General features: G+C 44.2%; 11 protein-coding genes. 7 read left to right on the forward strand and 4 right to left on the reverse strand.

Going from position 1 to position 13,488, the window contains the following annotated elements; translation table 11 throughout:
* The first annotated feature begins 1 nt into the window (after nt 1).
* The 6 genes from Q0307_RS01050 (at nt 2) to Q0307_RS01075 (ending at nt 4,854) form a co-directional block, all read left to right on the forward strand.
* On the forward strand, nt 2–334 hold the full coding sequence (locus tag Q0307_RS01050; protein WP_298655181.1) for a metalloregulator ArsR/SmtB family transcription factor: 333 nt from the start codon (nt 2–4) through the stop codon (nt 332–334).
* Nucleotides 331–813: an ArsI/CadI family heavy metal resistance metalloenzyme gene (locus Q0307_RS01055; protein WP_298655185.1), complete on the forward strand. Its 483-nt coding sequence runs from the start codon at nt 331–333 to the stop codon at nt 811–813. Before Q0307_RS01050 ends, Q0307_RS01055 begins: the two co-directional genes overlap by 4 nt.
* A 132-nt stretch (nt 814–945) precedes the next feature.
* Nucleotides 946–2,400, forward strand: coding sequence for a class I SAM-dependent methyltransferase (locus Q0307_RS01060; protein WP_298655188.1), 1,455 nt, complete (start codon nt 946–948; stop codon nt 2,398–2,400).
* Between the two features lie 153 nt (nt 2,401–2,553).
* Nucleotides 2,554–2,742: a hypothetical protein gene (locus tag Q0307_RS01065; protein ID WP_298655190.1), complete on the forward strand. Its 189-nt coding sequence runs from the start codon at nt 2,554–2,556 to the stop codon at nt 2,740–2,742.
* Between the two features lie 100 nt (nt 2,743–2,842).
* The gene (locus Q0307_RS01070; protein WP_298655193.1) at nt 2,843–3,955 is read left to right on the forward strand and encodes an acyltransferase; all 1,113 of its coding nucleotides are present in this window, start codon (nt 2,843–2,845) and stop codon (nt 3,953–3,955) included.
* Between the two features lie 74 nt (nt 3,956–4,029).
* Nucleotides 4,030–4,854 (forward strand): SGNH hydrolase domain-containing protein, encoded by an 825-nt coding sequence (locus Q0307_RS01075; RefSeq protein ID WP_298655195.1) that lies wholly within the window; start codon nt 4,030–4,032, stop codon nt 4,852–4,854.
* Between the two features lie 51 nt (nt 4,855–4,905).
* On the opposite strand, the gene putA is transcribed toward Q0307_RS01075, so the two are convergent.
* A complete protein-coding gene (putA, locus tag Q0307_RS01080; protein WP_298655198.1) occupies nt 4,906–8,634 on the reverse strand; it encodes a bifunctional proline dehydrogenase/L-glutamate gamma-semialdehyde dehydrogenase PutA in 3,729 nt (1,242 codons plus the stop codon).
* A 64-nt stretch (nt 8,635–8,698) separates the two neighbouring features.
* Complete coding sequence (locus Q0307_RS01085; protein ID WP_298655201.1) at nt 8,699–9,514, reverse strand: M90 family metallopeptidase; 816 nt, start codon at nt 9,512–9,514, stop codon at nt 8,699–8,701.
* A gap of 249 nt (nt 9,515–9,763) precedes the next feature.
* On the opposite strand from Q0307_RS01085, the gene Q0307_RS01090 reads away from it, so the two are divergent.
* Entirely contained in the window at nt 9,764–10,426 is a 663-nt protein-coding gene (locus tag Q0307_RS01090; protein WP_298655204.1) for an outer membrane beta-barrel protein, read from the forward strand.
* Between the two features lie 334 nt (nt 10,427–10,760).
* On the opposite strand, the gene Q0307_RS01095 is transcribed toward Q0307_RS01090, so the two are convergent.
* Complete coding sequence (locus Q0307_RS01095; protein ID WP_366936732.1) at nt 10,761–11,546, reverse strand: M90 family metallopeptidase; 786 nt, start codon at nt 11,544–11,546, stop codon at nt 10,761–10,763.
* A 131-nt stretch (nt 11,547–11,677) separates the two neighbouring features.
* Complete coding sequence (locus Q0307_RS01100) at nt 11,678–13,057, reverse strand: Fic family protein (RefSeq protein ID WP_298655207.1); 1,380 nt, start codon at nt 13,055–13,057, stop codon at nt 11,678–11,680.
* Nucleotides 13,058–13,488 lie beyond the last annotated feature (431 nt).

The raw sequence follows: 13,488 nt of genomic DNA on the forward strand, positions 1-13,488 counted from the left end.
TATGGAAAAGACAAAGATCATTAACGCGCTGGCTGCATTGGCTCAGGAGTCACGTTTAGCTGTGTTTCGTGCCTTAGTGCAAGCGGGCCCAGCAGGTTTAGCCGCTGGCAAGATTAGTGAACTTACGGGTATAGCCCCGTCTTCACTTTCATTTCATCTCAAGGAATTGCTGCATGCTAATTTGGTGGATTCGCGCTCAGCAGGACGCTTCATCATTTACACAGCTCAATTCTCGACGATGAACCAACTACTCGCTTATTTAACTGAAAACTGTTGCGCGGGTTCGGCTTGTACCGATAGTACTGCCTGCTCGCCTGAGGAGCTTCAACGATGAAACGTATGCATATTCATATCTCAGTCGATAATTTGCCTGAAAGTATTCAATTCTATTCGGCGATGTTTGCCAGCGCGCCCAGCGTCCTTAAAACTGACTACGCCAAATGGATGCTGGAAGATCCACGGGTTAATTTTGCGATTTCTAAGCGTGGGGCTGCACTCGGATTAAATCACTTAGGGATGCAAGTTGAATCTGCTGAAGAGTTAGCAGAAATGAATGCACGCTTACAACAATTGCAAGATGAAGTCGTGGAAGAAACAGAAGCCGCTTGTTGCTACGCTAAATCTGATAAATATTGGGTGAATGACCCACAAGGGATTGCATGGGAAACCTTCCACACGCTCGATAGTATTCCCGTGTTTGGTAGCGAAGACTTGAAAACTACTAGTAGCTGCTGTGTACCATTAGCAGTGACTAGCACTAATGCATCCTGCTGTGTGCCTAAAGATCAACCTGCAGGTTCAGCCTGTTGTTAAATTGCAGGCTAGCAATTATTTAACTAGGGTTGCTAGCTTTATCGCCAATAATCTTATGGATACATAGATGTAATCTATCTAAATCTTAGTTATGATGTTGGTTATACCAATAATCATAACGAGCACGCTAGCATGCAATCTTCCCGCATTATTTGGCAAAGATCATCTACTTCTGCGCAATGTCCGCTTTGCCATAATGAGCAAAAGAATCAGATCATTTTACAAAGCCAACACTTCCTTGCAGAACGCGGCTATTTAGATTTAGCGCAATGCAGTGCCTGTGAAAGTGCTTGGTTTCCTGAAGCCACTGCTAAAAATGTATCTTACCCGCCCATCGAGCAAGTCCTACAAGACCCCAATTTTGTTTATCTGATTCATCATTATCTAGAAATCGTTAATGGCTTGAATTGGAAAGTACCGATGCTAGAGCGCCTGCCTTTTGAGCAATTTAATTCGGTTTTAGAAATTGGCTGTAATGCAGGGGTAGCGCTGGATTATTGCCGCACTCTTTGGCCTGCTAAGGAAGTCATCGGTTTAGAACCCTCTGCTTATGGCGTCATCGGCTCAAAAGTCTTAGATCTACCCATTTTAGCCAGCTACTTAGTGGAAGCTAATGCTCTAAAAGAAAAGCAATTTGACTTCATTTACGCGACTGAAGTGTTGGAACATATCGCTGATCCGGTGCAGTTTCTTCAAGAGTTAAAGACACAGTTAAGCACGAATGGCATGATCCTGTTAACTACCCCACGTGCAGAAGTCTTGCAGCCTCAGACTGCTCCAGGTGAGTTATATGCCGCTTTGTCGACTGGCTCACATTATTTTGTGACCTCGGCTCAACAACTTGAACAACTAGCCTATCAAGCTGGCTTTAGCTATTGCCATGTGGAAGCATTAGGAATAACACATATGGCGGTCATAGCTAATCAGCCTGTACAGTTGAAACCTGCCCAAAACCAAGCTGAGCGTATTTATGAGTACTACAAAAGAAAAACGCATGTCGATACGCTGTATGCCCGCACCCATCTGGGGCATTTGCTGAACTATCATCAGCAAGCCTTAAGCTGCACGAAACCGATTGAGCCAGCAATCATTACTGAGATTGAACAATTACTTAAGCAGTATTTTGAACTGGATCTCCAAGCTCCTGAAGCCTTTACCCAGCGCTTACTAGCAACCGATCATCTGATCAGCTTCGGTAGGCTCATGCCCTATTCCCTGCCCTTTTACTTAACGGCACAAGCTCAAAGTCAAACCGATGGGGGATTTAAGGAGCAGGTGTATTTAGAATTAGCACGCCTCATCTGCTTACAAGGTCTGAAAACCGATTTTCAGAATCTATTTGTTTATCACTCGCTGCTAGAGCAAATTGAAGTAGCGCTGCAGCCCTTTGCTCAACTCAATTTAGACCAACCACTAGTTAACGAGCTGCAACAAACAGCTAATCAGCTACACACCAAAATTCCAGAATTGAATCAAGCTGTACCTAAAATAGTGCCACTTAAGAAAGCGCTCAAAAAGCATACGAAACCTAAGTTTTATAGAATCTTGCAAGCATCTTTTACTAAGCTAAGGCAACAGCTTGCTTAAATAAGCTGTTTTTGTTCAAAACTAATCAGGAGGAGTGACATTCAATTAAGCGTTGTTTTAATAGCTCATTAAAGAGGGAGTGAGCTGACTGAGACTGATAATAATTAGCTTTCTAAAAGCTGACTTTTAATTTACCACTACGAGGAGAATGGTATGTTGAGTTATGTTGATATAGAAGCCTTCACCACCTACAACTATCGGGTAACCACTAAAGCTGGCTCGAGTTCTCAAGATAAAACCTCTGCTAATTTGACCGATACGCAAATTACCATTAGGCATAAACAAATAGCTAAACGTATGTTGGCTGCATCCAAACAAACCACAAGCAAACAACCGAGTTAAAACCTTATTAACCTCTTAAGTTTCACTTGAGTGCTGGCTTAACACGACTTGCCAGCACTTTTCAGTGCATAATCAGGCTTTTTATGCGCTGTTGAGTCTTATGCATTATCGTACCGAAATAGACGGCCTCCGTGCTTTGGCTGTATTACCTGTTATTGCTTATCACGCAGGCTTTGCTGGTTTTAGCGGTGGCTTTGTCGGGGTGGATATTTTCTTTGTCATCAGCGGCTATTTAATTAGCTCGATTCTGCTCGATGAACTGCAAAATCAACAATTTAGCTTATTCAGCTTTTACGAACGGCGGATTCGCCGGATTCTACCTGCTTTATTTCTAGTGCTGAGCTTTACTGCAGCGCTAGCTTGGTGGCTGCTGTTACCGCATGAGCTGGCTGCCTTTGGGCGCAGTTTGATGGCGGTAGTAGTCTTTGCCTCCAATCTCTTATTCTGGAAAGAAAGCGATTATTTCGCGACCGAGGCGGAATATATTCCACTCTTGCATACGTGGAGCTTAGCTGTTGAAGAGCAGTATTATGTCATCTTCCCACTGCTTTTGGCCTTCTTATGGAAATTTGGACGCAAAGCGATTTATCTAAGTTTAGGCTTGCTCGCTGTCATCGGTTTAGCGACTGCTGAGTATTTATGGCGCGTGGATGCTGGTGCGAATTTTTATCTCCTGCCTAGCCGCTTTTGGGAACTATTAACAGGTGCTTTAGCCGCCGTTTATTTAAAGAATCATCAACCCACAACGGGCTGGTTGACACAGTTGCTCAGCCTTACTGGAGTTGCCTTAATCCTAGGCTCAATCTTTTTACTGGATAATAGCCTGCCTTTTCCTAGTCGCTATGCGCTCTTGCCGACTATCGGCGCTGCTTTAATTATTCTGTTTGCGACACCTAACAATCTAGCCGGACAAATTTTATCCCTGAAGCCCTTAGTATTCGTGGGCTTGATTTCCTACAGCGCTTATCTCTGGCATCAGCCTTTATTAGTGTTTGCACGCATGCAGCCTTATTTAGAGCCTAGTTTAGAATTAATGGCAGCCATGGCTTTTAGTAGTCTTTTACTGGCTTGGTTCAGTTGGCGCTTTGTCGAACGCCCTTTCCGTCAGCGCCAGCGTTTCACACGCAAGCAAATTTTTATCTTTGCGGCAGTCGCTAGCCTATGCTTTTTAGGCTTAGGCTATAGGTTTGCCCAAACGAATTCTGTTGTTTAAAACAGATTCAAGGGAACTGAATCGCTGGTTAGCAATCTTAGCTAGCAAGCATTAACTCAATGAAGGGCTGTTTCATGAAATATCTTAATCTATTCCTTACTAGCTTAGTGGTTGCTAGTAGTTTAGTGCTGACTCCCAGTTTTGCTGATGCCAAACGCGATGCGATGGTCAAAGCGGCTGATAATGAAGTGGGTGGAACTTATGTGCGTGCTCGCTATTTAGAACTCGCCAAAAAGCCGTTTGATCTACAGGATACGCGCAAAAAAGCTTTAATCATGGGTGATAGCCATGCCCAAGACTTTTTAAATATGGTTTTGGAAAACAAAGCTTTAGCAAATTATCAAATCCGTACCCGCTATATTCCCAATATCTGCCAACTGTATTTAGGTGACGAAGACGTTTCCAATTTCATTGAAGAAAAGAATAAGCAAATTTGTGCCGAAGCCGATCACTTGAATGCCGCTAAAGAGCAAATGGCTGAAGCTGATTTAATTATTATTGCTTCCAGTTGGAAGCCTTGGGCGGCGGAACGAATTACGACCACTTTAAAAAATCTAGGGGTTCAGCCTAAGCAAACAGTGAAAATTCTTGGCCGCAAAAGCTTTGGCAAAATTAATGTACGCAGCTATTTACGCCAAACCGATGAAGACTTACTAAAACTACGTAACTCTGTTGATGAGCAGCAAATGGCGGTGAATCAAACCCTGCGTGATCAAGTCGGTGCAACTAATTTCGTAGATATTCATCGTATTACTTGCGGTGAAGGCGATACTTGCCCTTTGTTTACCCCCGATTTAGAACTGATTTCCTTTGATGGCGGGCATTTAACCCCAGCCGGTGCTCGCTATGTCGGGAATTTATTATTTACGCATGCGCCCTTAGCTGAATTGAATAACTAAGCGATTTAACTTAGCTGGCCTAAAACCCTAGACCAGCTAAGTCCTACAAAGTTAATGGGTCAGCTCTGGCTCATCCAAAGTCAGTAAAGATGCATTCCCCCCAGAAGCGGTGGTATCAATTGTCACTACCCGTTCACAGTAGAAACGCTCTAAACCCGCATGCACAGAAACACAAGGTACACGGACTCCTGCTCTAGCCGCCAAAGCTTGGCGAATAATCATTAACTCTGCGTCTGTCGCTTCACTGGCAACCAAAGCCAAATGTGGGAAACTTTTCAAAGTTTCTGTGAGCTGCTCGATCTCAACCACTGCAACCAAATCTTTAGACAAGCCTACCTTATACAAAGCGGTGACTAGGTGCTTAGCTAGTTCGGTATTCGGCAAAGCAACGACATTTCCTGCTAACAAGGCCATCAAAGCTTGCGCTAATAAAGCATGCTCAGACTGCTCACCACCACCCAAACATAAAGCCAACCCACGCCCATGTAAGCTTAAACGATTGGATTCGCCCGTTGGTCCAGGTAAAACCAACTCTTCCACCGCTTCAGACTGCAAATTGGCTAAAATCTGCTGAGCTGGCTGTTTAAGTACCTCTACTAACAAGCTACTAGCTGCTGAGAGTAGAGCCGCACGCTTTAAAAACAACTCATCCCAAGTGTTTTGCGCAGTCCTTGCTTTAGCCGCAAACTCTTGTACGCCGAGCAGAGGCAAACTCGCCATATAACTAGGCACTGAGATAGCTTGCAGCTTCAAGACAGGGGGTTGAGCTTGACTAAAACGCGCTAAATAATGAGAGCCACCAGCTTTTGGCCCTGTACCAGACAAGCCTTCGCCTCCAAACGGCTGTACGCCAACCACTGCGCCAATTTGATTACGATTCACATAAATATTGCCAACATGCGCTTCGCTCGTCAGCTCTTGCACTCGATCATCTAGACGCGAATGAATTCCCAAGGTTAAACCGTAGCCACTAGCGTTAATCGCCGCTAGCACTTGCTTAATCTCTGTCGATTTAAAGCTGATCACATGCAAGACAGGGCCGAAGATTTCGCGCTCTAAATCACTGAGCTGATTCAACGCAATCGCAGTTGGGACTACAAATAAACTCTCGCTCGCCAATTGTGCCAGATGTTTAAATAATACCTTATTCTGCTTAGCAAATTTCTGGCAATGCGTTTCAATCATCTGCTTAGCGTCTTGATCAATCACTGGGCCAATATCGGTTGCAGGCTGCCAAGGATCAGCAATCCTTAATTCGCGGGTTGCACCTTCGAGCATTTTCAAAACTTTCTCACGAATATCCTCTTGAATAAACAAGACCCGCAAGGCCGAACAACGCTGCCCCGCACTTTGGAAAGCTGAATTGACTATATCGCGCACTGCTGCCTCTGGCAAAGCGGTGGAATCCACAATCATGGCATTTAAACCGCCTGTTTCGGCAATCAATACCGCTTGTGCATTGCCTGCAGCAGCGAGAGAACGATCAATTAAGCTCGCTGTCTCTGTAGAGCCGGTGAAGCATACCCCAGCAATGCGTGGATCACACGTTAAAGCCGCCCCCACGACCGCACCATCGCCGGGTAAGAGTGCAATAACCTCAGGTGGCAAACCCGCCGCGAGCATTAATTGGACTGCACGATAAGCAATCAGTGGCGTTTGCTCAGCAGGCTTGGCAATCACAGCATTCCCCATTACTAAAGCCGCAGCGATTTGCCCGGTAAAAATCGCTAAGGGGAAATTCCACGGCGAAATGCATACAAACACGCCTAAACCCTGACGCGTGTTATTATGAGGCTTACGAGCCTCAGCCGCGTAATACAGCAAGAAATCAACAGCCTCACGCACTTCTAGCACTGCATCTAAACGAGTTTTGCCGGCTTCACGTGAAAGTAAAGCCATCAGCTCCGCGCTTTGTCCTTCGTATTGTTCAGCAATCGCCTCTAAGATTGCAGCACGCACTTCAGTGGTTTGGGCTTGCCAAGTCGAAGCGGCGGCTAAGGTGGTTGCCAAGGCTTGCGCTACCTGTTCGGCTGTCGCTTCAATCACTTCGCCGACTTGATCACTGGGGCTAGCGGGATTGAAGATGGATTTTTTCACCCCGGTTAGCGTCTCACCTGCTACTAACGGTGCGGCTAGCCATTGCTTAGACTTAAAGTATTCCATTCCAGAGGCCAATTCACTGGCCATCAGCGGCTGATTGATATTCCAACCCTGTGAATTTTGCCGATCCTTAAATAATTCAGGCGGTAAGGGAATTTTAGGATGTGGAATGAGGCTTAGACTTTCCACAGCACTAATCGGGTCTTGAACCAGCGTACTAATTGGTACGTCGGTATCCAAAAGCTGATTCACAAAAGAAGAATTCGCCCCATTCTCCAATAAGCGCCGTACTAAATAAGCCAGTAAATCTTCATGTACCCCCACAGGCGCATAAATACGCACGGGTTGTTGGGTTTGCTCGTGCACTAAATGATGCAGAGCTTCTCCCATGCCATGTAAGCGTTGGAACTCAAAGCCCTCTTTATTAGCCCCAGCAATTTCTAAAATCGCAGCCAGCGTTTGGGCATTATGCGTGGCAAATTGCGGATAAATCTGCCTGCGATGACTTAAGAGAAAACGTGCTCCGGCTAAATAAGAAACATCGGTAGAAACTTTGCGCGTAAACACCGGATAAGCGGGCAAACCCAAGACTTGGGCTTGTTTAATCTCGGCATCCCAATACGCACCTTTGACTAAACGTACTGCAATTTTGCGCTGTAATTCCGTGGCTAAAGCCGCTATCCACTCCAACACTGGCAAGCAATGCTTAGCATAAGCCTGTACGACAATCCCAAAACCTTCCCAGCCCGCTAATTTAGGATTGCGCAAGACGGCTTCAATCACGTCCAGCGATAAATCCAAACGCTCGGCTTCTTCTGCATCAATATTCAATGGAATATTGGCATTGCAGGCCTGCTCAGCTAGGGCATTAAGCTTAGGCACGAGTTCAGTCAAGACTCGTTCGCGATTCACAGACTCATAACGCGGATGCAAGGCCGAAAGCTTGACCGAAATACCTGAATTAGCGTGCACATAGCTTTGACTAGCTCGTGCCCCAATCGCTTTAATCGCTTTAGAGTAGGAAGAAAGATAGCGTTCCGCATCTTCAGCAGTACGTGCTGCCTCACCGAGCATATCGAAAGAATGTAAGAAACCTTGCGGATTGTTAGCATTCTCCAAGGCTTCAGCAATCGTGCGCCCCAGCACAAATTGCTGCCCCATCACTCTCATGGCTTGCGCAACCGCAGTACGCACCACTGGTTCACCGATGCGTTGCACTAGCTTACGCAGTGAGCCACCTAAACTATTCGCGTCTTGATCTTGACGTAACAACTTACCAGTCAGCATTAAAGCCCAAGTCGAGGCATTAATTAGCAAAGAATCTGCACCCTGCTGATGCCGTGCCCAATCGGCACTACCAATTTTATCGCGAATTAAGGCATCCAGAGTGGGGGTATCCGGTACGCGCAAATAAGCTTCCGCTAAACACATCAAGGCGATGCCTTCATCAGTAGACAGGCCATATTCGGCGAGAAAACTTTCCATTAAGTTCGGATGCGGATCAGCACGTAAAGTCGTCACCCAACTAGCAGCTTGGGCGGTGATCGTTTGGCGGGCTTGGAAATTTAAACCATGTTGTTGTAAACGTGCTTGCACCACTTCGGTTTCAGGGTCAAACCAAGTTTCATTAATTTTATTTCTTAAATTAGCTAACTCAGACGAGTTCATAACTGTGGACATAAAGACTCCTACTCAGAGGCCAAACCGGCCTCAGGTACGCAGTTATAACACAGCCCCGCTCGACTTAAAGCCAGTCTGAGGGATCGACACGATAATAAGCTTTCAACTGTTCAAAGAGTGCTGGATGCTGAGCGGCTAATTGTTTCGGTTGCTCAAAAAACACTTCGGTGACCACGGCAAAAAACTCAGCAGGAGCCGTCGCTCCATAATAATTAATTAGAGTCGGGTCACCCTGAAAAGCAGCTTGGCGCAAAGCGTCAAACTCCGCTTTCAACACTGTTGCCCAATGTTCGTATTGCTCTGCACTGGCTAGAACCGGCACACCATTAGTCCCGCCACTTTCATTATCCAATTGATGTGCAAACTCATGCAAAGCTACATTGTTCCCATCGTTAAACTCGCGATTACCCTTCAGCACATCCGCCCATGACAAAATAATCTTGCCATTGCTCCAAGACTGGCCAAGCATACCTTTTGCTTGCAAGCTGACTAAACCAGCACCATCCACAGCCTCTTCCTCCACGAGAAACGCATTCGGATACACCAAAATATACCGCAAGCCTGCATACACATCGGTCACGCGATTTAGAATCAATAAACAAGCACTCGCAGCAATTGTCACCCGCACTTCATCGGTAATTGCTAAGCCTGCACAGCCGGTAAATTGCTTTTGATGCAAAAACAGCTTGATTCGCTGCCTTAACTGCAATTGCAAATCAGCGGGCATCCGTCGATACACGGGAAAATTCTTTGCCAGAATCTTGCGCCATTCGGCTGGAAAAGGCTCTTTTAAGGCTTGTTTGCGTTGGTAGGCTGGCCATAGCCAAGCAACTAAAGCCGCCAACACAATAGTTATCATCAATCCTAAAGAAAGAGACATACTTCAGTACCTATTATCACTCAAGACTGAGTCTAGTCCTGTAGATATGCTGGCACTTAAGGATTTTTCAAGCAGGCAGGTTCTTATTTATAAATTTAATTAGTATTTTTTAAATACCCAACTATATTTTTGAATATGGCTTATAGGCTTTTAGCCTATAAAATACAAAGAGCTATAAATTAATAAACTTAGTATCCATAAAAAATCAATCACCCTGTTTTATTAATTAAATATTCTGAGGTTGTTAGTATGAAAAAATTAATGATTGCCAGTTGCTGCTTATGCATATCCAGCGCTAGTTATGCAGAAACTAATTGGTATGGTGAAGTTTCAGTAGGAAAAACTTATCATAAACCCAAGCTGAGCCAAGCAACAGGCGGGGTAAAAAGAAATTTAAGTTTACCCTCTAAAGATGCTGATCACGGTTCACTGGATAAAACCAAAATCACTGATCTACGCATCGGTTATCATTTAAGTCCTCACTACAGTATCGAAGCTGATTGGCGTAGACGTGGTTGGGAAGCACGCGGCCAGCGCTCTTATTATGAAGTTGAGCATGCTAAGAATAAACACAAGGCAGTGATGATTAGTGGTGTCTATCGACTCCCTCTACCCTATAAAATGCAAGCTTATGCCAAAGGTAGTGTAGGTTTAGCACGGAATAGTTTACAGGGACGCCTTGCACAAGATGAGATTAATAGTACGAGCTATGCCAAACGCACCCAAACAAGAGCGGCTTATGGAGTAGGTGCGGGGGTTAATCTTGCTCTTAGCAAAAATATCAGTGTTGGCTTAGAATATCAGTATACTAATTTAGGTAAATCACGTAGTGCCAAAGCAGTTGATGGCTCAAGATTAGAGTCTCGATATAAAGGCGGCGAATTAACAGGGAACTTGACGTTTAATTTTTAACTATAAATTTCAACATCCCTTTAGTGAAGCTCTAAGCGCTTAAACTCAATGAGCTTGAACGCTTAAGGCCTCACCCTACTATAAATAAGCTTGAAACTCGACGAATAGCTTTCTTATAGCATTCACGATTGTTACTGCAGAAGAAACAGCAGGCCACTGGCTTGACGCCTATGAGATTACCATTGATTTCATTTCGGGAAATCAATAGCAGGCTGTGAGCAATCCTAAGGTCGGGGTATTCAAGTTACAGATAGCATGCTTCCGCCTAACTGCACACTGGTGGAAAGGCCATATTTAGCCAGAAAGCTTTCCATTAGATACAGCCCCGCTCGACTTAAAGCCAGTCTGAGGGATCGACACGATAATAAGCTTTCAACTGTTCAAAGAGTGCTGGATGCTGAGCGGCTAATTGTTTCGGTTGCTCAAAAAACACTTCGGTGACCACGGCAAAAAACTCAGCAGGAGCCGTCGCTCCATAATAATTAATTAGAGTCGGGTCACCCTGAAAAGCAGCTTGGCGCAAAGCGTCAAACTCCGCTTTCAACACTGTTGCCCAATGTTCGTATTGCTCTGCACTGGCTAGAACCGGCACACCATTAGTCCCGCCACTTTCATTATCCAATTGATGTGCAAACTCATGCAAAGCTACATTGTTCCCATCGTTAAACTCGCGATTACCCTTCAGCACATCCGCCCATGACAAAATAATCTTGCCATTGCTCCAAGACTGGCCAAGCATACCTTTTGCTTGCAAGCTGACTAAACCAGCACCATCCACAGCCTCTTCCTCCACGAGAAACGCATTCGGATACACCAAAATATACCGCAAGCCTGCATACACATCGGTCACGCGATTTAGAATCAATAAACAAGCACTCGCAGCAATTGTCACCCGCACTTCATCGGTAATTGCTAAGCCTGCACAGCCGGTAAATTGCTTTTGATGCAAAAACAGCTTGATTCGCTGCCTTAACTGCAATTGCAAATCAGCGGGCATCCGTCGATACACGGGAAAATTCTTTGCCAGAATCTTGCGCCATTCGGCTGGAAAAGGCTCTTTTAAGGCTTGTTTGCGTTGGTAGGCTGGCCAGAACCATGCCGCGACTGCGCCTAGAATAATGGTTAATAGCTACAAGAGAGCAGTGGTCACGAAATCTGCTCAATCACAACTCATCAAAGAGTCTAATAAGTAGTATATATTGGCTATTTTAGGGTTTTCACGCAGCGAGCTTGCCTTTTATCACCTAGTTGTCAACTCTGCCACTTTTGCAAAATTTCCTGCCTACTATTCATTGAGTACATCCATTCCCGTCCCGATTTTTTTTTAGAGAATAATTTGAAATCAACCAATCCATTTAAGGTTGTTGCTGCAGTATTGTACGAACAGCCAAGGTTTTCCTGCACCTGCCGAATGGTGAATAAACGGAAGGCATCATCTTTAGCAATATTCAAAAGCGTTCGTTGTTTATCGCTTAATCTTCCGTATAACCCACTATCCCAAAGCCAACGATCAAAACGCTCTGCATCTTCACGGATTTTCTTATACGCATCCAAAAACGACATAATGGCTTGAACAATGATTCTTGATTGATAGTCAAAAAAGTAAGTTAAGTCCATATGATCGGTTTCTGTATACAGATAAGAACAAGCATATTTAGTGGGGGCTTTCTTTAACAGCATACTGATGGAAATATACCTAAATGCAATATAATCATACTTAAACATCAGCCAATAGAACAAACCCCTTGCAACCCGACCATTGCCATCTCTAAAAGGATGTTCGTAACCAATCGCAAAGTGCAAGGTGATAGACTTTACTAGTGGATGAATATAAATATCGCTCGCAGCATCGTCGTGGCAGGTATTCACCCATTCCACAAGGTTTTTCAGACGTTGCCTAACCCCCAGTGCGGGTGGGGGCTGATGCACGATTTCATCATCTCTTCCTACTACCACCACATCGTCGGTTTTTCTAAAAATACCTGGAGTATATCGTACGTCATCAATACCCTCTGTTCCAATACGATGCATTTTGGCTATCATATCTACCGATAACGACTCGTGCCGCTTTTCCCATGCGAACTGCATCATTTTATAATTGCCAATAATCATTTTTTCATCAGGTGTTCTTGGCTTTCTTTGCTGCTTTAGCATTTCTTTAGCCACAATCGTCGTGGTTGCTGATCCTTCGAGCTGGCTACTACTAATCGCCTCATCTTCAATTAAATCACTGATTAAGTAGCGACTGAGCTGTACTTTCTCACCAATACGTCTGCTCATAATGTCGAGGGCAGCAGAATTAGTATGCCTATCTACCAGCGAAAAAGCTTTTTGCATAACAGGAGTCAATAGGTAATGACATACTTGCTCAGGCTCACCTAATTTCAATAAGGGCTGTAACTGCTGACTGCGAGCATGACGCATAAACACCCAAGCCCAACTAGGATTAATGTTGGGCGGTACTTTGTACCGAAACTTATCAAAGTGAAGGTATCTACCTTTTTCATCAACGATTCGTTGGTACTCAAAATAATCACTGAGCTTTTCAATGTCATCTTGAACAATCAACCCAAGTACTTTCGAAAAAGCACCAGAACTGCTTTCATTATTATAGGGGGGATTTTTTACCATCTCTCTATCTCAAAAAAGCCAATAATTGAGATAATAGGTGATTAAAATGGATATGTCTCAATTTTATTGTTTTTTGAGACAAAGAGTCTTAGCTAGAGAGACACAAACAACTCACTTAAGTACATTTATGATGTTTCTGTACATTAACTACACTAGTTCTTGCTATAGTCATTTCTATATTAATTTGGAAGTAGCTTTCTAAACTCTTGAAAAAACTATTGTTTATGCATCCCAAACCTTGGGTTAATCATAACTCTACGAGTTCTATTGAAAAAATATAATATACGTTGCTAGTACTAGATAGAATTTAGAATAGGAAAACGAGCACTTATTCGGTACTCAATCAAAAGACAATTGAAAAACCAACTAAAAAATCTGGGTCATGCACCAGAAGAGTTGAAAAACATCTGATTAATGAATTCGCCAATGAC

The sequence above is a fragment of the uncultured Thiothrix sp. genome (assembly GCF_937873765.1).
GTDB lineage: Bacteria > Pseudomonadota > Gammaproteobacteria > Thiotrichales > Thiotrichaceae > Thiolinea.

What these genes read in the sequence shown, in the direction of transcription:
- Q0307_RS01050 (WP_298655181.1), top strand. Translation starts at nt 2, where the DNA reads ATGGAAAAGACAAAGATCATTAACGCGCTGGCTGCATTGGCTCAGGAG.
- Q0307_RS01055 (WP_298655185.1), top strand. Translation starts at nt 331, where the DNA reads ATGAAACGTATGCATATTCATATCTCAGTCGATAATTTGCCTGAAAGT.
- Q0307_RS01060 (WP_298655188.1), top strand. Translation starts at nt 946, where the DNA reads ATGCAATCTTCCCGCATTATTTGGCAAAGATCATCTACTTCTGCGCAA.
- Q0307_RS01065 (WP_298655190.1), top strand. Translation starts at nt 2,554, where the DNA reads ATGTTGAGTTATGTTGATATAGAAGCCTTCACCACCTACAACTATCGG.
- Q0307_RS01070 (WP_298655193.1), top strand. Translation starts at nt 2,843, where the DNA reads ATGCATTATCGTACCGAAATAGACGGCCTCCGTGCTTTGGCTGTATTA.
- Q0307_RS01075 (WP_298655195.1), top strand. Translation starts at nt 4,030, where the DNA reads ATGAAATATCTTAATCTATTCCTTACTAGCTTAGTGGTTGCTAGTAGT.
- putA (WP_298655198.1), bottom strand. Translation starts at nt 8,634, where the DNA reads ATGTCCACAGTTATGAACTCGTCTGAGTTAGCTAATTTAAGAAATAAA.
- Q0307_RS01085 (WP_298655201.1), bottom strand. Translation starts at nt 9,514, where the DNA reads ATGTCTCTTTCTTTAGGATTGATGATAACTATTGTGTTGGCGGCTTTA.
- Q0307_RS01090 (WP_298655204.1), top strand. Translation starts at nt 9,764, where the DNA reads ATGAAAAAATTAATGATTGCCAGTTGCTGCTTATGCATATCCAGCGCT.
- Q0307_RS01100 (WP_298655207.1), bottom strand. Translation starts at nt 13,057, where the DNA reads ATGGTAAAAAATCCCCCCTATAATAATGAAAGCAGTTCTGGTGCTTTT.